We start from the raw sequence: 24034 nt of genomic DNA on the forward strand, positions 1-24034 counted from the left end.
AAGGTGACGTCGGCGGTGCCCGCCGAGGCCGCCCGGCGACCCGCTGTACTTCACGACGAAGCCGGGGGCGCGGGCCGGGTTGTTCTCCGCCACCGGCGACGCCGATCCCGCGGTGATCGCGGCCGACGAGGCGACGAAGGACCAGGTTTCGGTGCCCGGGATGGGCACGGTCGCGTTGTTCGGCATCGTCCTGCCGTCGACGCGGGGGATCACCGCACCGGGTTTTCCAGGTGGTCGGGGAAAAGGACGTCCTTTCTGCGGCGTGCTCGCGTTGCGCGACTGTTCCGGCGCCGCGGTGCTGCGGGCGCAGGAAGCGCCGTACTACACCGATCCAGCCAGGTTGTCGATGTACGTGCTGCCCGGCGCGGGGCATTCCGTGGCGCTGCACGAAAACGCGGGCGAATACCGCGCCGCCACCCGGTCCTGGCTGCGGGACCGCCTGGGGATCAATCCGCAGGGTTATCACTCGATCGGACGAAACTGAACCCGTGCGTGTCGCGCGGTTCCGGGCCAAGATGAATCGATTGGCCCGATCGGTGCGCACTGAACCCCTGGACTGGCTGAGGTGACTGCTCCCCAACCCCGCGGTGACGCCCCGCGGAAGAAGCCGTCCGCCGACCGCGCGGCGAGACGGCTCGGCGCGCTCGCGCGCAAATGGGGCTACCTGATCAGCACCACGGCCTACCTGCCGTACCCGCCCGAGGAGATCGAGCGGGAGCTGGCCGGGCTGGCCGGGCGGCTGTTCGAGGCCGTGGCGAGCGATCCGCCGGACCTCGAAGCGGCCGCGAGTGCGGGCGGGCGGCTGGTCGAGCTGCGCTGCGTCGGCACCGACAGCCTGCGCCGCAGCCTGGAGGTGCTGGGCAAGGCGCTGCTGCGCGAACCGGAACTGCACGGTGTCGACCGGCTGGCCGAGCGGGTCGTGCTGGTGCTCGGCGCGGTCAGTTCCGGGTACGGCGAGATGCTGCGCGAGGACATCCAGAAGCGGCAAGAGGGCCTGAGCCGCGCGCTGCTGAAGGTCGAGCAGGAGACGCGGCAGAGGCAGGTCATCACGCGCGCGCAGTTCGAGGAGGTGTTCGCCGGCTCGGCCAGCGGCGTCGCCCTCACCGAGCTGGACGGCCGGGTGCTGCGGGCCAACGCGGCGCTGGCCAAGACGCTCAACCGCACGCCGGCGGAGATCGCCGCGATGACGCTGTTCGACCTGGTCCACCCCGACGACGTCGAGCAGCTGCGGGAGAGCTACCGCGAGCTGGTGGCCGGCCGGCTGCACCGGCTGCGCGCCGGACGGCGACTGGTCGGCAAGGACGGCGAGCCGATGTGGGCGACGTTCGCCGCGTCGGTGATCCGGGACGCCGTCGGCGTGCCCCGGCAGCTGCTCACGATCGTCGACGACGACACCGAGGTGTCGCTGCTGCAGCGGCGGCTGAGCCACCAGGCGCTGCACGACGTCCTCACCGGACTGCCGAACCGGCAGTTCTTCAGCACCCGCCTGGAGACGCTGCTGCGCGACGCCGACCCGGCCCGCGGGGTCACGCTGTTCCACCTCGACCTCGACGGCTTCTCGAAGATCAACGGCGGGCTCGGCCAGGAACTCGGCGACCGCGTGCTGCGCGGGGTCGCCGCGAAGCTGAAGACGGTGTTCGACGCGGAGAAGGCGCTCGTGGCCCGCCTCGGCGGCGACGAATTCGCCGTGCTGGTGCAGAACACGGCGGACACCCCGGGCGTGCTGACGCTCGTCCGCCGGATCACCCACGAGCTCGCCGAAGCGGAGTACGTCGACGGGCAGCGCGGGGTCGCGGTGTCGGCCGCGATCGGCGTCGTCCACCGGCCGCCGCGCGACAGCACGCCCGCCGAGCTGCTCCAGGCGTCGGACCTGACCCTGCGGCGCGCCCAGCGGACGGGCAACCAGTGGGGCCTGTTCGACCGCGAGCTGGACCGGCGCGACCGCCACGACTTCGGCCTGGCCGCGTCGATGGCCGGCGCGTGGGAAACCGGCGAGATCGAAGCCCGCTACCGCGCGCTGGTGTCCGCGACCAGTGGTGCGGTCGAAGGCGTGGAGGCGCGCCTGCGCTGGAACCACCCGGCCGAAGGCGTGCTGCCGCACGAGACGTGCGTACGGCTGGCCGCGGAGACCGGGCTGGCGCTGCCGCTGGGCACGTGGCTGCTGCGCACGGCGGCCGAGCGCCTGGCGGCGGCCGGCCTCGGCGTGCCGCTGGTCGTCGAGCTGACGGCGCAGCAGGCGGCGGACCCGGAGCTGGTCGGCGAAATCCGCCGCGTCCTGGACGACACCGGCCTGCCGCCGGACCGCCTGCGTCCCGGCTTCCCGGCGGCCGCCCTGGACGCCGGCGACGTGGCCGACAACTTCAAGGTGCTGGACGAAATCGGCGTCCCGGCGGAAATCCACGGCTTCGGCGACGCCGCGTCGCTGACGGAGTTCCCGGCCCACGCGGTCCGGATCGCCGCGAACCTGGTCGCCAAGCGCGAACACCCGCTGGTGACCGGGCCGCTGGCGGCCCTGATCGACGCGGCGCACGCGGCCGGGGCTTCGGTGTCGGTCGCCGGGATCGCGACCTCGGACGAGGCCGCGTGGTGGCAGGACCGGGGCGCCGACCTGCTCTCGGGCCCGGTGTTCCCGGAGCTGCCGGGCGGCTTGCCCGGCTGCTGACCCGGTACCTGTCCACGCCCGGAACTTCCGGTTTTGTGGACGGGAATGTTCGATTTACGGACAGTAAGGGCAGCCTTGCCCGGGAAATTGCGCTGAATGGCTCAGCGGAACTGTGCTGTTCGGTCCTGTCGCGTGCAGTGATCCTCTCATTACCCTCCAGTAGCAGACAGTGGTGCCGATCACACTCGTTCCGGGAGGCTTCATGGCGTCGCGCGTACGGGGACCCGGCTCCGAAGACCGGCGCGAACTGCGGATCCGGCACCTCACCGGCTGCCTTCCCTGCACGCTCACCTGCGCGTATTGCGGGCTGCCCGTACGGCTCGCCGGGCCGGGCGACCACCCCGGTTACGGCGTGGTCGAAGAAGTGACCGGCGATCTCGTGCTGCTGCACCGGTTCTGCCGCAGCGCGCTCGGCCGGTGCCGGACGCGGGGGTGCGTGCTGCGGCGCGCCCACCTCGGCCGCGCGACCGAGCAGTACGAAACCGGCCGGCGGCCCGGGCGCTACCAGCGCCTCGGCGTCCGGCGCTCGTCCGACCTCGATCTGTACCGGAAGCACTGGCGGATCGCGAAGATGCGGTACGCGTGCAAGGCGTGCCGGTACTACACCGGCTCGCACTGAGCCGTTCCTTCAAGAACGACCGGAGGACTCGTGCTCGTTCGTCTCATCCTCGGCCTGCTCATGACCGTCGCCGGCCTCGCCGTCGCCGGCAAGCGCGTGGCCTTCCTGTACCGGCTGATCAAGGCCGGCCAGCCGGACACCAAGCGGTCCGACGACCTCGGCGCCCGGGTCTTCGCGCAGGCGCGCGAGGTGTTCGGCCAGCGCAAGCTGCTGAAGTGGTCGGTACCCGGCCTGGCGCACTTCTTCACGTTCTGGGGCTTCGTGATCCTCGCTTCGGTGTACCTCGAGGCCTACGGCGCCTTGTTCGACGAGAAGTTCGCCATCCCGTGGATCGGCCACTGGGCGGTGCTCGGGTTCCTGCAGGACTTCATCGCCGTCGCCGTGGCCGTCTCGCTCGGCGTGTTCACGGTCATCCGGATCCGGCAGGCGCCCGAGCGCAAGGACCGCGCGTCCCGGTTCTACGGCTCGCACACCGGCGGCGCCTGGCTGATCCTGGTCATGATCTTCAACGTCGTCTGGACGATGTTCTTCTTCCGCGGCGCTTCCTCGGCGTCCGGCAACTTCCCGTACGACTCGGGCGCGTACGTCTCGCTCGGCGTCGGGAACCTCCTGGAACCGCTCGGGCATCCGACGACCGAGGTGCTGGAGACGGTCGGCCTGCTGCTGCACATCGCCGTCATGCTGGTGTTCCTGTCGATCGTGCTCTACTCCAAGCACCTGCACATCTTCGTGGCGCCGATCAACGTCTCGGCGAAGCGGCTGCCGGACGCGCTCGGCCCGCTGCTGCCGATGGAGTCCGCGGGCAAGCCGATCGACTTCGAGGACCCCGGCGAGGACGACACGTTCGGCCGCGGCAAGATCGGCGACTTCACGTGGAAGGGCATGCTGGACTTCACCACGTGCACCGAGTGCGGCCGCTGCCAGTCGCAGTGCCCGGCGTGGAACACCGGCAAGCCGTTGTCGCCCAAGCTCGTCATCATGAACCTGCGGGACAACCTGTTCGAGGAGGCGCCCTACATCCTCGCGGGCACCGAGCACGAGGGCGCGCGCCCGCTGGTCGGCCCGGAGGACGACGGCGGCGTCATCGACCCGGACGTGCTGTGGTCGTGCACCACCTGCGGCGCCTGTGTCGAGCAGTGCCCGGTGGACATCGAGCACGTCGACCACATCGTCGACATGCGCCGCTACCAGGTGATGATCGAGTCGGCGTTCCCGACCGAGCTGGGCGGGCTGTTCAAGAACCTGGAGACCAAGGGCAACCCGTGGGGCCAGAACAACTCCGAGCGCCTCGCCTGGACCAAGGACCTCGGCTTCGACGTCCCGGTGTTCGACGGCGAGCTGGCCGAGGACGTCGAGTACGTCTACTGGGTCGGCTGCGCCGGCGCCTTCGACGACCAGGCGCGCAAGACCGTCCGCGCCACCGCCGAGCTCCTGCACATCGCCGGGGTCAGGTACGTGGTGCTGGGCAAGGAGGAGTCCTGCACCGGTGACCCGGCCCGTCGCGCGGGCAACGAGTTCCTCTTCCAGATGATGGCGCAGCAGACGGCCGAGACGCTCAACGCCGTGTTCGAGGGCCGCGAGCCGCGGCTGCGCAAGATCGTCACGACCTGCCCGCACTGCCTGAACACGCTGAGCCGCGAGTACCCCCAGCTGGACGGGCACTACGAGGTCGTCCACCACACGCAGCTGCTCAACCGCCTGGTGCGCGGCGGGCAGCTGACGCCGGTCAAGCCGGTCGAGGACGGCCCGCGCGTCACCTACCACGACCCCTGCTACCTCGGGCGCCACAACAAGGTCTACACCCCGCCGCGCGAGCTGGTCGGCGCGACCGGCGCCGAGCTGGCGGAGATGCCCCGGCACGCGGACCGCGCTCTGTGCTGCGGCGCCGGAGGCGCCCGCATGTGGATGGAGGAGCAGATCGGCAAGCGCATCAACCTGGAGCGGGTGGACGAGGCGATCGCCACGGACGCGGAGACCATCGTGACGGGCTGCCCGTTCTGCCGCGTGATGCTGACCGACGGCCTGGTCCAGCGCCAGAGCGAGCAGAAGGCGGAGAACGTCGACGTGCGCGACGTCGCCCAGCTGCTGCTGGAGCGGGTGAAGGCGACGGACACCTCGGCACCGAAGGCCTGAACGGGTTCACCCGTTCGCCCTATATCCCCCGGCCGTCGCACGGCTCTTCCTTGAAGGGGCACGAGCCGTGCGGCGGGAGGAGTGCCGATGGCCGGGGCGAGGATCGAAACGGTCGGCGGGTCCGGGGCGCGCCTGGTGGTGCGCCGGGGGTCCTGGCTGGTCGGGCGCGGGCCCGACGCGGACCTGCGGCTGCCGTCGGACCAGGTTTCGCTGCGGCACGCCTGGATCCGGCAGGACGCGCGGGGCACGTGGGTGGCCGACGCCGGATCGCGCAACGGGACCTGGGTCAACGGGCGGCGGCTGGCACCGCGGCAGGACCACCCGCTGCGCCACGGCGACCGGCTCGAGTTCGGCCCGGTGGCCGCCGTCTACTCCGACGGCGAGGGCGGCGCGCCGCAGACGCGGACCTGGCAGCGTTCGTCGTCCGGGGTCTCCTTCGGCGACGTCTCGGCCGGGACGATCAACAACGCCGGGCGCGACATCCACAACAGCTACGACCACCGGCAGCACCACAACTACGAGTTCACCACCCCCGAGGGCGAAGCGCTCACCTCGCTCGCCACCGGCAAGGGGGCCGGCCGCGCGGTCATGGTGCTCGGGCTGCTGATGATCCTGGCCGGGTTCGGCATCTGGGTGTCGGTGATCTTCCGGTTCATCAAGGCGGGGTCCGACTCGGTCTCGTCCGGGTCGTTCGACGCGCCGCCGCCGCTGCTCGGACCGGAGGTCTTCGACGGCGTGCCGCTGGGGGTGGTCGGCTTCGCGCTCTTCGGGCTCGGCGGCGTCGTCATGCTGATCGGGATGGTCATGGCCAAGGCGGCGCGTGAACGGCGCCGGAACGGGAGGCGGTAGTGGACGGCATCCACTTCCACGGCGACGTCCGGGCCGGGACGGTCAACAACGCGGTCCACGGCGACATCAACACCGTCCACGGCGGCCACCAGGAGATCCACCGCGGCTTCGACGCGCGCCAGGTCGCTTCCCTGGTGCGGGCGGTCCGTGCGGAACTCGACGCGGCCCGGCTGCCGCCGGCCACGAAGGACGCCGTGCACGACGCACTGGACGAGGTCGACCGGGACGTCGTGCACGGCCGGACGGACGTGGGCGCGAAGGTGCGCCGGGCCCGTGACCTGCTCCGGGACGCCGGTGGCCTGGCGACCGCCGGCGCCGGGCTGTGGACGGCGGTGCGAGCCCTCGCCGCCGCGGCCGGCGTCCCGTTCTGACCGTCCACAGAGGACGCCCCGGGCCGGCCGGTTCGCCGTCGGCTGCCGGTGAAAAACGTCCGGGACGCGGCCCTATCGGGACGACTTCTGTCGTCGCCGCGCGGTCGCCGGTGACCGGGTGATTACGCGGCGTCAGAGTCCCCGGTGCGTTTACAACGTTCCGGCAACCGCCTTGACAGGGCCTGTGGTACGTACCACTCTAACCCCAACATTGGTCTACACCATTTGGGGCGCCTGGCCGCGGTGGCCGGGCATGGAAAGGACGGCATCGAGTGAAACGCTGGCTCAAGCTGGCGGCGGGCGCCGCCGCACTCACGCTCGCGACGGCAGGCTGCGCGGGCTCCAGCGGCTCGGACACCGCGGCCTCGTCGAGCGGCACTGCACCGCTGAGCGGGACCGTCACGGTCTGGCTGATGACGGGCTCCGCGCCCACCACCCTGACCGACGCGCTCAACAAGGAGTTCGAGGCCGCGCACCCCGGGGTCAAGGTCAAGTACGAGATCCAGCAGTGGGACGGCATCCAGCAGAAGCTGACCACCGCGCTGGCCAGCGGCGCGCCGCCGGACGTCATCGAGATCGGCAACACGCAGACCGCGGCGTTCGCCTCGCAGGACGGCGTGCTGACCGACCTGACCGCCGACAAGGACAGCTTCAACGGCTCGCAGTGGCTCAAGGGGCTCGCCGACTCGGGCAGCTACGACGGCAAGACCTACGGCGTCCCGTTCTACGCGGCCAACCGTGAGGTCATCTACCGCAAGGACATGTTCGAGCAGGCCGGCATCGCCAAGCCGCCGACGTCGAACGACGAGTGGATCGACGCGATCGGCAAGCTGAAGACCAAGTTCGGCTCCGACCCCGACTTCCAGGCGCTCTACATGCCGGGCCAGAACTGGTACGCCCTGCTGTCGTTCATCTGGGACAACGGCGGCGACATCGCCAAGGCCGACGGCAAGAACTACAAGGCGAGCCTCGACACCCCCGAGGCGAAGGCGGGCCTGGACTTCTACAAGAAGCTCGTCGACACCTCCGGCACCAAGGCCCCGAAGGACGCCGACGAGGCCAAGCCGCAGCAGGCGACCGTCTACGGCGCCGGCAAGGTGGCCATGATGATCGGCCTGCCGTGGGAGCTGGCGACCGCGGCGAAGACCGACGCGAGCCTCACCGGCAAGACCGGCGCCTTCGCGATCCCGAGCAAGACCGCCGGCCAGAGTGCCCCGGTCTTCCTGGGCGGCTCGAACCTGGCCGTCCCGGCCAACAGCAAGAACGTGGCCGCGGCCAAGGAGTACATCAAGCTGCTCTCCAGCCCGAAGTACCAGAGCCAGCTCGCCGCAGCCGGCGTCGTGCCCGGCACGTCGACCGACCTCACCGGTCTGGACAAGGACCCGCTGGGCAGCGTGATGGCCAAGGCCTCGGCCAACGGCAAGGCCGTGCCGGCCAGCCCCAAGTGGGGTGACGTCGAGTCCGGCCAGAACCCGGTGAAGGACATGCTGACCGCGTACCTGACCGGCAAGAAGACGCTCGACCAGGCGACCGCCGACGCCAACGCAGCGCTGAACAAGCTCATCGGCGGATGACCGCGACCGCGAATGTGACGATGCCGGCGGGGGCGACCCCGCCGGCATCGCCGCGCGACGCGGGGGTCAAGAGGCGCAGGCGGGGCCGGTTCGGCGACCGGGTGCTCCCGTACCTGCTCCTCCTCCCCGCCCTCGCCGCCATCCTCGTCCTGCTCGCTTGGCCGCTGGTCCAGGTGCTGGCGATCAGCTTCCGCAAGCTCGACATCGGCCAGCTCGTCTCCGGCAAGACCATCTGGATCGGGTTCGACAACTACACGAACACGCTGTCGGACCCGGAGTTCTGGACGGTCACCTTCCGGACCCTGGTCTTCACCGCCGCCGTCGTGGCCGCCACCATCGCCGGTGGCCTGCTGCTGGCGGTGCTCATGCGCCACCTCGACCCGGTCGTGCGGGTCATGGTGCAGGTGACGCTGGTGCTGGCCTGGGCCACGCCGGTGATCGCGACGACCACGGTCTTCCAGTGGATCTTCGACGAGCAGTACGGCATCCTCAACAAGACCCTCGACCGGCTGGGCTTCCACGGCTTCATCGGCTTCTCGTGGTTCTCCAGCGGGCCGAGCACGCTGACCGTGATTGGCCTGCTCATCGTGTGGCAGGCCGTGCCGTTCGTGACGTTCTCCCTGTACGCGGGCCTCGTCGGGGTCCCCCGCGAGCAGTACGAGGCCGCGGGCATGGACGGCGCCGGGCCGTGGCAGACGTTCCGCGCGGTCACCTGGCCCGCCATCCGGCCGATCACCACCATGGTGACGTTCCTGTCGGTGCTGTGGGACTTCAACGCCTTCGCCCAGATCTGGGCCATCCGCGAGGGCGGGCCCGACGGCGGGAGCACCACCCTGGCCGTCGTGCTGTACCTCAAGGGCATCGCGGGCAACCACTTCGGCGCGGCGGGCGCGATCGCGACCCTGATGCTGATCGTGCTGGCCATCGTCACCGGCCGGTACATCCAGCTGCTCGTCCGGACCCCGGAAGGTGATCTCAAGTGAGGAAATCGCTGCCGCGGCGGGTCGCGCTGTCGGTCGTCGGCGTCCTGGTGGCGCTGGCGATCGCCTTCCCGACGTACTGGATGTTCGTCACGTCGCTGAGGTCGCCGGGCGAGATCCTCTCGCCCAAGTACGACCTGATCCCGACGTCGTTCTCGTTCGGCAACTTCGCCACCGCGCTGAGCAAGGACAACTTCCCGACCTACCTGATGAACAGCCTCATCGTGACGGTCGGGTCGGTGCTGTGCGCGCTGGTCGCCGGAACCCTGGCGGCGATCCCGCTGTCGCGGCTGCGGTTCACCGGCCGCAAGGGGTTCCTGGTCCTGGTGATGGTGGCGCAGCTGGCCCCGGTGTCGGCCCTGTTCATCCCGCTGTTCCTGCTGATGCGGGACGCCGGGCTGCTCAACACGCTGCCGTCGCTGCTGCTGATCTACTTCGCCACCACGCTGCCGTTCACGGTCTGGATGCTCTACGGCTTCGTCAACGGGATCCCGTACGAGCTGGAAGAGGCCGCGATGATCGACGGCTGCAGCCAGACCGGCGCGTTCCGCCGGGTGACGCTGCCGCTGCTCGGCCCGGGGCTGGTCACCACCTCGGTGTTCAGCTTCATCACCGCCTGGAACGAGTACCTGTTCGCGCTGGTCTTCATCCGGGACAAGCCGAAGGAGACGCTGCCGGTGTGGCTGGCGTCGTTCCGCACCGCGTTCGCCACCGACTGGGGCGGCGTCATGGCCGCGTCGGTCATCTACGCGATCCCGGCGCTGATCTTCTTCCTGCTCGTGCAACGCAAGCTGGTGTCCGGCGCGACCGCCGGCGCCGTGAAGGGCTAGCTCCGTTGTCCACGCCCGAAACGCCGTCCTCGCCCGAGAAGCTCGCCGAAGCCGTTCTCCTGCCCGGGTTCGCCGGGACCACCGCGCCGGACTGGCTGCGCCGCCGGGTCGCGGACGGCCTGGGCGGGGTGGTCCTGTTCGGCCGCAACGTCGTCGACGACGAGCAGGTCGCGGCGCTGACCGCGCAGCTGCGCGGGGAGCGGGCCGGTGTCGTGGTCGGGATCGACGAGGAGGGCGGCGACGTCACCCGCCTCGACGTGAACACCGGGTCGTTCGTGCCGGGGCCGCTGGCCCTCGGCGCGGCGGACGACCCGGAGCTGACCACGGCGGTCGCCGCCGCGCTCGGCGAGCGGCTGGCGGCGTGCGGCGTGACGGTCGACCTCGCGCCGTGCGCCGACCTCACGCTCGCCGCGGAGGACCCGATCATCGGCGTCCGGGCGTTCGGGTCGGACCCGGCGAAGGCGTCGCCGCACGTCGCGGCGTACGTGACCGGCCTGCAGAAGTACGGCGTCGCGGCCTGCGCGAAGCACTTCCCGGGCCACGGCGCGGCGACGGAGGACTCGCACGTGGCGCTGCCGGTGCTGCCGCGGACCGTCGGAGAGCTGCGGGAGATCGAGCTGGTCCCGTTCGCCGCGGCGATCCGCGCGGGGGTGCGCTCGGTGATGTCGGGCCACCTGGTCGTCCGCGCCTGGGGCGACGAGCCCGCCACGCTCAACCGGACCGCGCTCACCGACGTCTTGCGCGGCGAGCTCGGCTTCACCGGCGCGGTCATCACCGACGCACTGGAGATGGGGGCGGTGTCCGGGGCGTACGGGCGCCACGACGGCCTCGGCCGGTCGGCCGTGCGGGCCCTGGCGGCGGGGGCGGACGCCCTGTGCCTCGGTGGTGCGGCGTTCGAGGCCGAGCACCTGGACGCCTGCGTCTCGGCGATCGTGGCGGCGGTCGCGGCGGGGGAGCTGCCCCTGGACCGGCTCGCGGAGGCGGCTGCGCGGACGGCGGCGCTGGGAACCGACCCGGCACCGGCGAAGGTGGGCCCGGTCGACCGGCGGCTCGGCCTGGAGGCCGCCCGCAAGGCGCTCCGGGTGCAGGGCGACCCGCGGCTGGACGGCCCGCCGCTGGTCGTCGACGTCCAGACCGAGCCGACCATCGCCGCCGGGCCGATGCCGTGGGGCCTCGGCGCGCACCTGGCCGAGCTCGTGCCGGGCACGCGGGCGCTCACCGCGACCCCCGGCGACGCCGAGGCGGTGCTCGAAGCGGCGAGGGGGTTCCGCAGCGTCGTCGTGGTCACGCGGGAGGCGCACCGGCACCCGCGGGTGCGCGAGCTGCTCGCCGCCCTGTCCGGCCTCGACTTCATCCGGGTGGAAACCGGCGTGCCCGGTCCCGTCGGCGACGGCCCGCGGATCGACACGTTCAGCGGCTCCTGGGTCAGCCTGCGCGCCGCCGCGGAGTACCTGGCCTGATCGGCTTTTCGTCCGCTTTGCCGCATCTTCAGAAGGCCGGCCGCGGTTTGTACGCGGCTTGTACCGGTGGCCCGCACTCTGTCCCCACACCGGAAAACTGGAGGACGGAACAATGAACATGGGCATCGTGAAGCGGATGGCGGGGGTGGCCGGTATCGCCGCGGCGATCGTGGTCGCCGGGGCGGGCCCGGCGTTCGCGGCCACGGGCACAGTGCACACCGACTCGGGTGCGGCGCTGACCGTGCGGTCCAGCCCGAGCGCCGGCGCGAGCTCGGTCGGCAGCATCGCCGACGGCACCGCCGTGACCATCAGCTGCCAGACCAACGGATCCACGGTCGACGGCAAGTACGGCACCTCGGACATCTGGGACAAGGTGGGCGACGGCTACGTCAGCGACGCCTACGTCTACACCGGCTCCGACGGCCGGGTCGCCCCGGACTGCGACGGCTCGACGCTGACCTGCTCGACCGCGGGCACCGGCAACCCGAAGACCTGCGCCCAGGCGGTGGCCTACGCCAAGACCCGCATCCACACCAACGACCTCGACTCCTACGAGGGCTGGTGCGACCGGATCAACGCCCAGAACTACGGCTGGTCCGCCTCCGGCTCGAACACGGCCTACATCCACTGGACCCAGATCCCGGCCTCGTACAAGCACCCGGGTGACTACCAGGTCCCGGCCGGCGGGCTCGCCTTCTTCAGCAGCAGCGGCGCCGGCCACACGATGATCTCGATCGGCGACGGCAAGTTCCTGTCGAACGACATCAACGGCTACGGCAGCTACACCGAGACGACGATCGCGCAGATCAAGAGCAAGTGGGGCCAGACCTACCTCGGCTGGTCGCAGCCGTGGTTCAAGATCAACCACTGACCCGCCGAACACGCACGGGCCCCTGTCCGCCTCCCGCGGACGGGGGCCCGTTCGCGTACCGGGGCCATTCGTTCGTCCTGACCCGCGTGGGTGAGGTGCGAGGTCGTGGCTCAACGGTGCGGACGGAGTGGGCGTGCTCGCGGTGCCCCGGCCGGCGCGGAAGCGCCGGCCGGAACCGATGAGAGGAGCTCATGATGCGGTGGTTCAAGAGCCTGTGCGCCGGGGTGGCCATGGCCACGCTCGCCGTGGTCGCGCCGGCGGGTGCGGCCCAGGCGTCGACCGATGCCTGGTGGGATTGCCCGGACGGGTGGTTCTGCGCCTGGTACTCGACCGACGGCAACGGCGCGATGGCCCGCTTCCAGACGGGCGCGCCGGATCTGCGCCAGTTCAACCTGAACGACCACGTGTGGTCGGTGTGGAACCGGACCGGGGTCGTCTGGTGCACCTACGCCGACATCAACTACGCCAGCGTGTCGGGCAGTCCCTGGCCGGTCGGCAACTGGCGGGGCAACACCTCCGTGTACAACCGCCAGAACACGATCAGCTCGCTGCGCCGCGGGGCTTGCTGAGCCTCCCGGAGCGACGGCGGCGGCACCGGGTTCCGGTGCCGCCGCCGTCCGGGTCCACAGGGGACAGTCAGATCTTCATGATCCGGTGCGCCGGGTCCGCGAGGTAGGTGAGCAGGTTTCCGGGCCGGTACGGCGGCCGCATCTGGTCGCGGCGGTTCAGCGCGCAGGACCCCGCGAACTCCGTCGCCGGGTCCACCCGGCCGATGGTGCGGTTCGCCGAGCCGAACCACCGGAAGAACGCGTTGAGCGAAACGTGCAGCTCGCCGAGTTCGTCGCGGGCGGCCAGGTACGCGAAGGCGTTGTCCTCGAAGGCGAGGCCGCACTGCTCGGCCTGGTCGGCCATCCACCGGAGGGCGAGGTCCGACAGCGCCGGCTGCCGGTAACCGCCGCCGACGTCGGAATGGGCGCCGGCGAACCAGACCTGTTCGCGGACCTGGCCGTTCGCCGCCTTCGCCGGCGCCCAGACCGCCGGGCGGAACGACTTCCGGTGCTCGTCCACCGCCAGCGCCTGGAACGCCGCCTGCACGATCGACGTCAGCTCCGTGTCGTGGAACTGCCAGCGCTTGTTCAGCAGGTGGATCAGCCGGCCACCGCTGAGCGGGATGCCCAGCGCGCCGACGGTGTCCCAGACGCCGACGAACCGGATCGGCGTCCGGTCTTCGTGGGCGTACTTCGCGCGGAACTCGCGGGCCTGCGGGCTCTCCGGGGCGGAGGTGGCCCGGTCACGGGCGCGGTAGAGCCGGTAGGCCTGGTCGAGCCGGTCGATCTCGCCCGGGCGCAGGACGCCGCAGTTGCGGATGAGGCCCACCGTGCTGCGCGCGGTGTAGGCACCGCGGCTGAAGCCGAAGAAGAACAGTTCGTCACCGGGTTCGTAGTTTTCGGCGACGAAGCGGTAGGCGTCCCGCACGTTCGCCGAAAGCCCGACGCCGAAAGCGCCGCCGGTGACGTGGTCCCACAGCTTTCCGGTGCCGACGCCTTCGCGGTAGTACACCCGCTGCTCCCGGCCGGCCCGGTCGGCGGGCGCGACCACCCGCTGGAGCTGGCCCACATTGGTCGGTGCCGGCTGGCGGAGGGTGTTCCACGTGCCGTCGCAGCAGATCACCAGACGTTTCGCCATGTGTCCTCCCCGGTCCGGTCCCTCGTGAGTCGCCTCGGCCGGGTGCCGCGTTACGCCCGGGGCAGGCTCGACGCGGCGGCGGTCCTGTCCCGGTGCAGGGGGAGCACCAGCAGCTCGGAGCGGCCGGGGGTCAGCGAGCCGACGGGCCGCCAGCCCCACCGGCGGTACATCGCGTGCGCCGGCGCGGCCGGCGACGCGGCCAGCACCGCGTACGGCTCGGGCCGCGCCGCCAGCAGGCGGTCGAGCAGATCCCGGCCGTGGCCGTGCCCGCGCCGCGCCGCCCGGACGGCGAGTTCGTACACGTAGAACACCGGTTCCCCGCGCAGCCACGGTGGTGCGGCCGCCGTGGCCCGCGGGTGCCACCAGCCCGGTTCGCGGCCGACGCCGTAGGCGAATCCGGCCAGCCGCGGTCCACTGCGGACGGTGGTCAGCGCGAACCCGGGGAGGAGGGCGTGCCGCGCCACCGTCTCACGGAACTGAGCGGCTTCGGCTTCGCCTTCCCCGTACGGCGGTTCGCGGTACACGTCGAGGTAGAGCTCGCCGAGTTCGGCCCAGTCAGGCATCCGCGGTCTCCCGGGTCGCGGCCGGCTCCGGAACCGCCTTCAGTCCCGCGAGGACGACCACGGCCAGCATGCAGGAACCGGCCAGGACCAGCCAGGGCAGCTGGGGGTCGGCGGCCAGCAGGGCGGTGAACGTCACCGGCGCCAGCACCCGGGCCACGCCCCACAGCAGCTCTTCCAGCCCGAGGTACCGGCCACGCAGGTGGGGCGGGGCCAGTGCGACGGTGAGCGCGCTGCTCGTCGGCGCCTGCAGCAGTTCGGCCGCGGTGAACACGGCGGTGGCGACGGTCAGCACCGCGAACACCGGCAGCGGCGCGGCGAGGGGCCCGGCCGCGAACAGCAGGAAGGCCACCGCCCACACCGCCGCCGCGACCTGCAGCGTCCGGGGCTTGCCGAAGCGTTCCACCCGCCGGGCCACGACGGTCTGGGCGAGCACGACGAGAACCGTGTTGAGGGCGAACAGCACGCCGGGCTGCCACGCCGGCAGCCGCAGCGTGTCGAGCACATACGCGCTCAGCAGGACCGTCAAGGCCAGGTCGCACAGGGCGAAGACGAAGACCGTCACGAGCACCCGCCGGAACGCGCGGTCGGCGAGCACGGCCCGGTAGCCCTGACCGGCGGCGGGACCGCGGCCGGTCCGCGGGGGGCCGGCCCGGCCGCCGCGCCAGGCGGCGACCAGGACCGCCGCGAGGAGGAAGCTGAGCGCGTTCAGCACCACGATCGCCGTGTAGCCGGCGGTGCCGCCCGCGACGACGAGCGCGCTGCCCGCCAGCCCGCCGAGGCCGATGCCGACGTTGCGCAGCGTCCGTTCCATCGCGTACCAGCGGGCCCGCTGGCCGTCGTCGGCCACCTGCGCGACCAGCGCACCGGACGCAGGCCAGAACAGCCCTTCGCCCCAGAACGTCAGCGCGGCCAGCACCACCAGCTGCCAGAGCGATCCGGCGAAGACGTACCCGGCGAAGGTCGCCACCCGCAGCAGGTTGGCGGCGAGCACGATCCGCCGTGGACCGAAGCGGTCGACCAGCGGGCCGGCGCACGGCCCGGCGGGCAGCGCGAGCAGGGCCGCGACGGAGAGCGCGGCCCCGACCGCGGGCAGCGGGATGCCCTTGGCCGCGTGGAAGTACACGACGGCGAACGGCAGGAACAGGCCCGTGCCGAGCGCGTCGACCCCCTGCGCGGCGACCAGCGGCAGGCGTCCCCGGGTGCGGGGCAGCCCGAGCAGTTCGGTGACGGCCATCCCGGCCCTCCTCAGGCGTGGGGGAGCGGGAAGACGTTCAGCCGCTCTTCGGGCAGGGGCTCGGCGCGCCAGCCGAGGTCGACCGCGGCACGGCTGATCCGGCCGTCGCCCCAGTACGGGAACCCGGCCGGGAAGTTCGACACCAGCCCGGGCACGAGCGTGTGCGTGGCGTGGAACCCGGCGGCCTCGACGTCCCGGGTGGTGAGGTCGACGCTGATCACCTCGAACCCGCGGTCCTCGACGCGCTCCTGGTAGGCCTTGAGCCGCCGCTCGCCCAGCGACGGCAGACCCTCCCAGGCCCGGACGGGCAGGTCGCGCACCCACGGCGCCACCCGGGCCGCGGCCCGGGGGTCGAGGTAGATCTGCTGCTGGCACAACAGGTCCACGACGTCGGCGAAGTCCTCGCGGTAGGAGTCGAGGTAGCGCCGGTCGGCGCGGTACGGCTTGAGGTTGCCCAGGTGCGGCAGGTCGGTCTGCATCGCGCTCAGCTCGCGTTCGTCGTCGAGGGCGAGGCAGGTGTGCTGCAGGGTGAACCCTTCGGCGAGCGCTTTCTTGGCCGCTTCGAACGGGTCCGGCCGGGTCGCGAACCCGATCGACAGCCAGCGCCGGGTGCGGTCGAACACCGCGGCGGCGACGATCGGGACGGCGAACTCGTTGTCCAGGGGGATGAGCGTGACGTCGTAGGTGTCGGCGGTGTCGGCGACCAGCGCCCGGATCTCCGCCGGGACCGGCAGCCGGCGAAGCCGGGGCGTGTTGGCCCACCAGAGCATGGTCGTGTCGCGTTCCAGCACCTCTTCGAGGCCGGAGGTGACGGCGTGCTCGACGCTGGTGCCGGCGGCGAGCCCGGCGATCAGCGGGTCGGTGAACCGGGCGCCGCCGGGTTCGGCCTCGGTCGAGACGAGGCAGGCCGGCACCCAGACGACCTCCTTCGTCGTGTGCGAAAAGCCCTCCACCCACGCGCATTCGACGTCGGTGGTCAGCGGCGCGAACGGGAAGCCCGCGGTCCGGTACTGGCGTGGCGAATAGAGGTTCAGGCGGCGCGGGTCGAGCGCCGGGACACCGTCGCGGCGCAGCCGGGCGTAGCTGGCGTGGCGGATCGGGCGTTCCGGCGGCAGCCAGCTGCCGCAGTAGCGTTCCACGGCCTCGCCGATCGCGGAGTCGCGGGCGAGCTCGAAGTCGTGCCACGACGTGCCGAACGCCTGGCGGTCGTTGGGCCAGTCGACCACCCGCCGCATGTCGGCGACGTCGACCGCGCAGACCCGCAGCCGGGCGGGCATGCCCGGGGCGGCGGGCAGTTCGTGGACCGCGGTCACGATGCCCGTGCGGTCGTCGACGAGCAGGTCCGGCCGCGGCCCGTGCGCCACCACCGGCCGGGGCCGGTCGGGCACGGGCAGCACGGGCCGGGGCAGCGCGGTCAGCCGGACGGGATCGAGTTCGAGTTCGCCGGTCGTGGTCTCGGTGGGCGCGCCGCGGACCCAGCGTTCGAGCTGGACGGCCAGCGCGGTGAGCAGCCAGCGGGTTTCGCCCGGCCGGAACCGCGGGCCGGGCGGGGCCTCGGCGGCGGCGAAGGCGTCGAGCACGCGGGGGTCGATCGCGGCGGAGCGGCGGCGGGCGAGCACGTCGGCGAAGTCCGGGCCGGTGCCGGGGGTGACCGCCGGCCCGGCGATGCCCTGGCCGCGCTCACAGCGGAAGGGGAGGAAACGCATCCCGCGGTCGGTGCAGAACGCCTCGAGCGCGGTGAGTTCGGCATAGGCCGGATGGGTGAACGCGGCGACGACGACCGTGTCCGCCGGATCCGCCGGCGCCGGGTGGCCGGGACCGGTGAGCGGTTCGACCCGCGCGTAGCCGGACGGCGCCAGGAGCTCCGCGAGGGGGCCGGTCAGCTCGGCCGCCCCGGCGAGCAGCACCGTGGTCCCGGCGAGGCGCCGGGCACCGGTTTCCTCGTCCGGTCCCGTGCGCAGGCAGCCGTCCTCCTCGAGGACGTCGAGCACCTCGGCGTAGTCGGGGTTCATCCCGGCCAGCAGTTCCTCGCGGGTGCGGGTGCCGTCGCACCGGCCGAGCCACGCCCGGAACTCACCCACCGGGGCGGTGATCGAGAACTGGCCGCCGTTCGGCGTGATGAGCAGGCAGAGTTCCGGTTCGAGGTCGTGGATTTCGATCCCGGACAGCTGCGGGCGGGCGTCGGAAGACATGGCGAACCCCTCGGTCGGAAAACGGGCCGGACATGGCCGTGCCGCGGCCCCGGAGCGGGGCCGCGGCACGCCGGCGGCTGGGCCGTGACTACTTGGCGGAGGCGCGGTTGTGCACGACGGCGCGGTTGTGGACGACGGCGCGGTTGTGGACGACGGCGCGGTTGTGGACCACGGCGCGGTTGTGGACGACGACGGCCGAGGGACGCTCGAAGGTCGAGATCATGGTTCCTCCTGAAGGGATGTGGAGTGTTTCCCGGTGGCGCCACCGGGGCGGGGTGACGTGAACAAGAATGCCTCCCGGCCATGAACTCCGACGTCTTCTGGAATGCGGTGCACATACCCGGCCCGTGCGTTCCTCATGGTTCGTGCGGGAGGTACGCACGGACGCACGAGAAAGGCCTCCTCGCCGGCAGCGCCGGCGAGGAGGCCTTCAGGGGTCGGGCTTCACCGCTGGGTCACGCGCGGCAGGTGCGCCCGCGGTTCACGCAGTTGACGAGGCCGTTCATGATCCGCTGCGACATCACGTTGGCGAAGTCGTCGTGGTCGGACAGCGGGTTGTGCTTCTCCTGCGGGAAAGCGTCCACTTTGTACTGCTTCTTGACCTGGATGTCGTGCGGGATGTCGTAGGTCAGCGAGATCTGCAGCTGCGGCACCGCCTTGAACCCGTCGCCGCACCGGCCGAACCGGTCCGGGAACACGATGTGCGTGCGGTGGTTGGCGCTGTCGGTGTTCTTGCCGTCCCAGCAGCTCGGGAACGTGTGGACGCGCTTGACCTTGCTGCCTTCGGGGCAGATCGGGTACTTGTCGACGAGGCGGTTCTCGAAGCCGGTGCACGTCCAGCTCGCCCTGGCGTTGGCGGGCCCGTTGGTCGAGACCTTCGCGTCGCCGTAGAGCACACGCAGGAAGCGCGGCATCGCCACGACCTTCCCGACCGGGCTGCCGCGGAAGGTGAGCTGGACCCGTTGCGGCCGCAGGATCTTGCCGTCGTTGCCGGGCAGCTCGTTGTTCTCGTCCTGCCCGGGCAGCGCCCCGCCGGCCGTGGTGCTCGGCGGCGGCGTCGGCGTTCCGGTGTTCTTGCCCGGCTTCGTCCCGCACGGCGCGAGACCGCCCAGGTCACGCGGCTTCTGCCCGAACCGGCCGATCGCGATGGCGATCCGGTCGATGATCGCGGCGCGGCGGTCCTTCAGCGGGTTCAGGATCGCGTTGCGCACGAAGTCCTGCCCGCCCTGGCCCTGCGTCGCGGCGATGCGCTGGTTGGCCTCGTCGGCCTGGGCGTCGAGCTGGTCCAGGTTGCCGTCGACCTCGGCCATGGCCTGGTCGGGGATGTCGGGCAGCTTGCTGGCCACGTCCGGGCACGCGACCTGCGCGGTCTTCGCCTCGCGGTCGGCCTGCGCGCGGTCGCCGTCGGGCTTCTTGGCGGGCTCGTTCTCTTCCTCTTCGCCGGTGTCGATGCGGACCACCGGCCAGAAGTAGGCGGACTTGTCGCCGTTGCGGCACGTGGTCCCGGCCTTGACCAGGCTCTTGTTGTTCGAGTCGGCGTTCGTCGACAGGTTGCCGACGTAGTCGTGCAGGTGCTGGGCGCCGTTGCGGACGCCGGGCTGCGCGATGAAGTTGTCCGGGTTGAAGTGCTGGTTCTCGTTGCGGCCGCAGTCGACGGTGAACGTGCCGGTCGACGCGCCGGTGACCGGGCGCGGGTCGAACTGGTTCGGCTTCACCTTCGTGATGTCGACGAAGAAGGCGGGGTCGGCCTCGTCGGCGCTGGCCTCACCGGTGTTTCCGGTGGTCGTCGCGACGACGATGCCGCCGACGGCGATCGCGAGGGCGAGGCCGCCGGTCGCGATCTTCGTCCGGCGGGAAAGGCGATGCCGTCCTTGGGTGCGGGACATGGGAAAATCCTCCGGGTGTCGGGCTGGCGGGAACGCGCGACACTGAGCCGGAACGAGCCCAGGCTCGTCCCGATCAGGCGGGGTTCTGTCACGGGTTTCGGTGCGGGTGCTGGCAAAACAGTCGGCAGGGAACGACGCCCGGCTGGTCCACTGACCCGACATCAGTGGGTGCGCGCCCACCTGCCCGTGGCCGCGCCGTCAACCGGCTGGTTATCGTTCCGTTATGGACGCTACACGGGCGTTTGACACCGGGCAAGAAGTTCTTTCCGGCCGTCACGAACCGTCAGGACCGGTTCGCGTTTCCGTAGCGAAAGAGGCGCCTGACCTGCGGATTGTCCCCTCCTGGCGAGCCCGCGGAAAAAAGTTTGAACCGAAGTGAACCGGCATCCGTATCCCTCGGTGAGACCGGTCGAATGCCCGCAGTGCGGAGCTCGTCGTGAATTGCCGTGAAATGCGGGAATGGCGAGCCGGTTTCCATTCACGCGACCGTCCCGTCAGGACACCTCTTTGGGCGCGAGCAGGCTGCGCCGCAGGGTCGCCAGAGCGCGGTGCTGGGCGACGCGGACCGCGCCGGCGCTGCCGAGGCCGACCGCGGTGGCCGTCTCCTCGGCCGTCATGCCGAGGATGATGCGCAGCACCAGGATTTCGCGCTGGCGCGGCGGAAGCGAGTCGAGCAGCCCGGAGGACCAGTCGAGCGCCGCCGAGCGCTCGACCTCCTCGCCCGTCGGGTCCGCGCCGTCCGGCCGTCCGGCCGGGAGCTCGGCGACCGGGCTGGTGCGGTCGCGGGCGCGGCGCCGGTGGAAGTCGGCCACCTTGTGCGCGGCGATGCCGAAGACGAACGGCACGAAGCCGCCGGCGTCCAGGCGGTACCCGGGCAGGGCGCGCACGATCGCGAGCAGCACGTCCTGGGCGCAGTCTTCGGCGTCGGACGAACCGTCCTGCCACGTGCGCAGCCGCCCCAGGCAGTAGCGGAAGACGACCGGCCGCAGCGCGCGCAGCAACCCCGCCACCGCGGCGCGGTTGCCCTGCACCGCCGACCGGACGAGCGCCGGGTCGAGGGAAAGGGCCGCCGTGGGCGGGGAACCGCCCTCGGCCGAGTGCGGCGGCATCGGCCCGCACCCCCCTTCCTGCTCTTCCGGCGACGGACGGTCACGACGCTAGGTGACTCCGCGTGGCCGCCGCACCGGCCGGGCGGCCGTCCCGGACCGGGTCTTCCGGCCCTGGCCGGAACCGCCCGGATGTGCCTTCCCGCCGGCGCCGGGCGGCCGGGCCGAACGGCCCTATCGGCGGCCCCGGCGCACCGATCACGCTGGTGGCCGGGAGATTCACAGGAGAAACACAGGGACGCGATGGTGGACGACGTGCGCTTCGGGCTGCTGCTGGACCGGCAGCAGTGCCTCGCCTTGCTCCGGACGGCGAGCCTCGGCCGGGTGATCTACACCCACCGGGCCATGCCGGCGGTGCGTCCGGTGCGCTTCGCGGTCGTCGACGACGCCGTGGTGTTCGCCGTTCCGCCGGGCAGCCCGCTGTACGCGGGGGCGCGCGACGCCGTCGTCGCCTTCGAGGTCGACGAGTTCGCCGCCGACTTCGGTGCCGGCTGGTACGTCAGCCTGCTGGGCCGGGCCACCGAGTCCGCGGCCGTGGAACTCGGCGAGCTCGCCTGCCCGTGCCCGGGCCCCGTCCGCGCGGGCCACCGCTTCCTGCGGGTCCCGGCCGAGACCATCAGCGGTCACCGCATCGCGTGCCACGCAGAGTGATCTTCCGCTCGCCGTAACGGCAGAGCTCCCGTCATCGACCCACCGGATGGAGGAATCGGATTGGGCCGACACGGGCAGTGACCTGTGGGACCCTTGACCGCCCGGGGCAGGCCCGGGATATCGGCGGAGCCAGCGGGGTCGACGGGAAGTGGCGGACGAAATCAGCATGCCGGCGATCCTGGCGGCGGTGGGCGGGATCGCCGGCGAGCTGGAGCTGCCGTCGCTGCTGGACCGCGCGGTGACGGCGACCTGCGAGCTGCTCGGCGCCCGGCGCGGCCGGCTGGACGTGGCCGCGGACGGGACCGCCGAGTACGGCCGGGGCGCGTTCGGAACCGGGGCGATCGAGCTGGCCGTCCGCGCCGGAACGCGGACGTTCGGGACCCTCACCGTCGAGCCCGGCGACGGCGGCGAGTTCGGCCGCCGCGAACGCGAGGTGCTCGGCGCGCTCGCCGCGGCCACCGGGATGGCCGTCGAGAAGGCCCTGCTCGTCGACCAGATGCGCCGCCGCGAACGTTGGCTCGAGGCGTCCTACGACGTCACCCGCGCCCTGCTCGCGGCCCAGAACCTGCGGGACACGCTGCGGCTGGTCGCCGAACGCGCCCGCGTCGTCGCCGGCGGGACGGCCGGCGCGATCGCCCGGCCCGACGGCCCCGGCCGGCTCGTCTTCGACGTCGTCGAGCCGCCGGGCGAGGACGCCGACCGCCTCACCGGCCTGACCGTGCCGACCGAGGGCACCGCCACCGGGATGGCGTTCACCACCCGGCGCCCGGTCGTGGTGCGCGACTACGGCGAGCACGTGCAGAACCAGCAGCGCGACCACGCCGGGCCGATGCCGGCGGTCGTCAAGGACCTGGATTCGGCGATCTCGGTGCCGCTGATCGTCGGCGAGGAGACCCTCGGGGTGCTGGTGGTCGCGAAGTTCCGCGACCGGTCGCCGTTCACCGAGTCCGACGTCCAGCTGGCCGAGACCTTCGCCGGGCACGCCGCGCTCGCGGTCGAGTTCTCGCGGGCGCAGGAGGCGCGCCAGCAGCTGGCGGTGTTCTCCGACCGCGACCGGATCGCCCGCGACCTGCACGACCTGGTGATCCAGCGGTTGTTCGCGACCGGGCTCGGCCTGGAGGGGGTCAGCAGGCTCATCGCCGACGAGGGGGTCGCCGCGCGCGTGGCCGGGTTCGCCCAGGACCTCGACGGCACGATCCGGGAGATCCGCAACAGCATCTTTTCGCTCCAGGCGCCCGCGCAGGCGCAGGGCAGCCTCCGCGCGGAACTGCTGCGGGTGGCCGTGGACGCCCGGGACGCCCTGGGCTTCGAGCCCCGGGTCGGCTTCGACGGGCCACTGGACGCCGCGGTGCCGGACGCGGTCCGCTCCGACCTGATCGCCTCGCTGCGGGAGGCGCTGACCAACGTCGCCCGGCACGCCGGGGCGAAGTCGTCGTCGGTCGAGGTCACCGTCGACCAGCACCGCCGGCTCGGCTGGCAGCTGACGCTGGTGGTGCGCGACGACGGGGCCGGCCCGCCGCCGGAGGCGGGCCGGATCAGCGGCCTGGCCAACCTCGCCTCGCGGGCGGCCCGGTGGCGTGGCCACTGCGTGCTGGCGGCGGGCGAGGACGGCGGGTCGCGGCTGGAATGGACGGCGGAGCTGCCGGCGGTGACCGGCGAGCAGGGGAGTGGACGATGACGATCGCGGTGTTCCTGCTGGACGACCACGAGCTGGTCCGGACCGGGCTGAAGACCGTCTTCGAACCCGAACCGGACATCGAGGTGGTCGGGGAAGCGGGGACGGCGGCCGAGGCACTGGTGCGGATCCCGCAGGTCCGCCCGGACGTGGCCGTCCTCGACGTCCGGCTGCCCGACGGCGAAGGCGTGGCGGTGTGCCGGGAGATCCGGTCCACGGTGGACCCGCCGCCGGCCTGCCTGATGCTGACGTCCTATTCGGACGACGAGGCGCTGTTCGGCGCGATCATGGCGGGCGCGGCCGGCTACATGCTCAAGCAGGTGTCGGGGCGCTCGCTGGTCGAGGCCGTCCGCACGGTCGCCGCCGGCGGCTCGCTTTTGGACGCCACGCTCACCGCGTCGGTGATGAACAAGCTGCGCGGCGAGAACGTCACGGCCCCCGACCCGCGCTACGAGCAGCTGAGCCCGCAGGAGCGGCGGGTGCTGGAGCTGGTCGCCGAGGGCCTGACCAACCGGCAGATCGCCGAGCGGCTGTTCCTGGCCGAGAAGACGGTGAAGAACTACGTTTCCTCGGTGCTGCACAAGCTCGGCGTCGAGCGGCGCACCTCGGCGGCGGTCTACATGTCCCAGCGGCGGGCCGAACCCGGACGATCGGGCTGACTTCCCGGCCGATCGGACGAAACCGGTGGGGCG

21 protein-coding genes and 1 pseudogene are annotated in these 24034 nt (G+C 72.1%); 15 read left to right on the forward strand and 7 right to left on the reverse strand.

Features of this window, described 5'->3' with window-relative positions; genetic code table 11:
* Positions 1-37: 37 nt before the first annotated feature.
* From DV20_RS10215 to DV20_RS10270, 12 genes and pseudogenes are all read left to right on the forward strand, one after another.
* A pseudogene (locus tag DV20_RS10215) lies at positions 38-484 on the forward strand (alpha/beta hydrolase); the annotation flags it as partial.
* Between the two features lie 81 nt (positions 485-565).
* Positions 566-2662, forward strand: a complete 2097-nt coding sequence (locus DV20_RS10220) for a diguanylate cyclase domain-containing protein (protein WP_043778745.1) — start codon at positions 566-568, stop codon at positions 2660-2662.
* A 202-nt stretch (positions 2663-2864) separates the two neighbouring features.
* Positions 2865-3281: a hypothetical protein gene (locus tag DV20_RS10225; protein WP_043778746.1), complete on the forward strand. Its 417-nt coding sequence runs from the start codon at positions 2865-2867 to the stop codon at positions 3279-3281.
* Between the two features lie 30 nt (positions 3282-3311).
* Complete coding sequence (locus tag DV20_RS10230; RefSeq protein ID WP_043778748.1) at positions 3312-5414, forward strand: (Fe-S)-binding protein; 2103 nt, start codon at positions 3312-3314, stop codon at positions 5412-5414.
* 87 nt (positions 5415-5501) lie between these two features.
* Positions 5502-6263 carry an FHA domain-containing protein gene (locus DV20_RS10235; protein WP_043778749.1) on the forward strand — a complete coding sequence of 254 codons (762 nt, stop codon included), beginning with the start codon at positions 5502-5504 and terminating at the stop codon, positions 6261-6263.
* A complete protein-coding gene (locus DV20_RS10240) occupies positions 6263-6634 on the forward strand; it encodes a hypothetical protein (protein ID WP_043778751.1) in 372 nt (123 codons plus the stop codon). Before DV20_RS10235 ends, DV20_RS10240 begins: the two co-directional genes overlap by 1 nt.
* A 272-nt stretch (positions 6635-6906) precedes the next feature.
* Positions 6907-8208, forward strand: coding sequence for a sugar ABC transporter substrate-binding protein (locus DV20_RS10245; protein WP_043778752.1), 1302 nt, complete (start codon positions 6907-6909; stop codon positions 8206-8208).
* Positions 8205-9191, forward strand: coding sequence for a carbohydrate ABC transporter permease (locus DV20_RS10250; protein ID WP_043778753.1), 987 nt, complete (start codon positions 8205-8207; stop codon positions 9189-9191). The genes DV20_RS10245 and DV20_RS10250 overlap by 4 nt, the downstream gene beginning before the upstream one ends.
* Positions 9188-10018, forward strand: a complete 831-nt coding sequence (locus DV20_RS10255; RefSeq protein WP_043778755.1) for a carbohydrate ABC transporter permease — start codon at positions 9188-9190, stop codon at positions 10016-10018. The genes DV20_RS10250 and DV20_RS10255 overlap by 4 nt, the downstream gene beginning before the upstream one ends.
* Before the next feature lie 5 nt (positions 10019-10023).
* Positions 10024-11478 (forward strand): glycoside hydrolase family 3 protein, encoded by a 1455-nt coding sequence (locus DV20_RS10260; RefSeq protein WP_043778756.1) that lies wholly within the window; start codon positions 10024-10026, stop codon positions 11476-11478.
* A 112-nt stretch (positions 11479-11590) separates the two neighbouring features.
* Entirely contained in the window at positions 11591-12349 is a 759-nt protein-coding gene (locus DV20_RS10265) for a hypothetical protein (RefSeq protein ID WP_043778757.1), read from the forward strand.
* A 194-nt stretch (positions 12350-12543) separates the two neighbouring features.
* Positions 12544-12918, forward strand: coding sequence for a peptidase inhibitor family I36 protein (locus tag DV20_RS10270; protein ID WP_160169708.1), 375 nt, complete (start codon positions 12544-12546; stop codon positions 12916-12918).
* A 67-nt stretch (positions 12919-12985) separates the two neighbouring features.
* On the opposite strand, the gene DV20_RS10275 is transcribed toward DV20_RS10270, so the two are convergent.
* The 7 genes from DV20_RS10275 to DV20_RS10300 form a co-directional block, all read right to left on the reverse strand.
* Positions 12986-14035, reverse strand: coding sequence for a DUF2235 domain-containing protein (locus DV20_RS10275; RefSeq protein WP_043778759.1), 1050 nt, complete (start codon positions 14033-14035; stop codon positions 12986-12988).
* Between the two features lie 50 nt (positions 14036-14085).
* Positions 14086-14598, reverse strand: a complete 513-nt coding sequence (locus DV20_RS10280) for a GNAT family N-acetyltransferase (protein ID WP_043778761.1) — start codon at positions 14596-14598, stop codon at positions 14086-14088.
* Positions 14591-15832 carry an MDR family MFS transporter gene (locus tag DV20_RS10285; RefSeq protein WP_043778763.1) on the reverse strand — a complete coding sequence of 414 codons (1242 nt, stop codon included), beginning with the start codon at positions 15830-15832 and terminating at the stop codon, positions 14591-14593. The genes DV20_RS10280 and DV20_RS10285 overlap by 8 nt, the downstream gene beginning before the upstream one ends.
* Positions 15833-15843: 11 nt before the next feature.
* Positions 15844-18024, reverse strand: a complete 2181-nt coding sequence (locus tag DV20_RS10290) for a YcaO-like family protein (RefSeq protein WP_043778765.1) — start codon at positions 18022-18024, stop codon at positions 15844-15846.
* An 88-nt stretch (positions 18025-18112) separates the two neighbouring features.
* A complete protein-coding gene (locus DV20_RS46970; RefSeq protein WP_268747407.1) occupies positions 18113-18247 on the reverse strand; it encodes a hypothetical protein in 135 nt (44 codons plus the stop codon).
* A 232-nt stretch (positions 18248-18479) separates the two neighbouring features.
* On the reverse strand, positions 18480-19910 hold the full coding sequence (locus DV20_RS10295; protein WP_043778766.1) for a DUF1996 domain-containing protein: 1431 nt from the start codon (positions 19908-19910) through the stop codon (positions 18480-18482).
* A gap of 494 nt (positions 19911-20404) precedes the next feature.
* Positions 20405-21019, reverse strand: coding sequence for a sigma-70 family RNA polymerase sigma factor (locus DV20_RS10300; protein WP_043778767.1), 615 nt, complete (start codon positions 21017-21019; stop codon positions 20405-20407).
* A gap of 240 nt (positions 21020-21259) precedes the next feature.
* On the opposite strand from DV20_RS10300, the gene DV20_RS10305 reads away from it, so the two are divergent.
* The 3 genes from DV20_RS10305 to DV20_RS10315 all read left to right on the forward strand — a co-directional run bounded on the left by DV20_RS10305 (position 21260) and on the right by DV20_RS10315 (position 24001).
* Complete coding sequence (locus tag DV20_RS10305) at positions 21260-21667, forward strand: pyridoxamine 5'-phosphate oxidase family protein (RefSeq protein ID WP_043778769.1); 408 nt, start codon at positions 21260-21262, stop codon at positions 21665-21667.
* A gap of 166 nt (positions 21668-21833) precedes the next feature.
* A complete protein-coding gene (locus DV20_RS10310) occupies positions 21834-23345 on the forward strand; it encodes a GAF domain-containing sensor histidine kinase (RefSeq protein ID WP_043778936.1) in 1512 nt (503 codons plus the stop codon).
* Positions 23342-24001 (forward strand): response regulator, encoded by a 660-nt coding sequence (locus tag DV20_RS10315; RefSeq protein ID WP_043778772.1) that lies wholly within the window; start codon positions 23342-23344, stop codon positions 23999-24001. The genes DV20_RS10310 and DV20_RS10315 overlap by 4 nt, the downstream gene beginning before the upstream one ends.
* The last annotated feature ends 33 nt before the right edge of the window (positions 24002-24034 follow it).

This window comes from Amycolatopsis rifamycinica, from assembly GCF_000695625.1.
Classification (GTDB): domain Bacteria; phylum Actinomycetota; class Actinomycetes; order Mycobacteriales; family Pseudonocardiaceae; genus Amycolatopsis; species Amycolatopsis rifamycinica.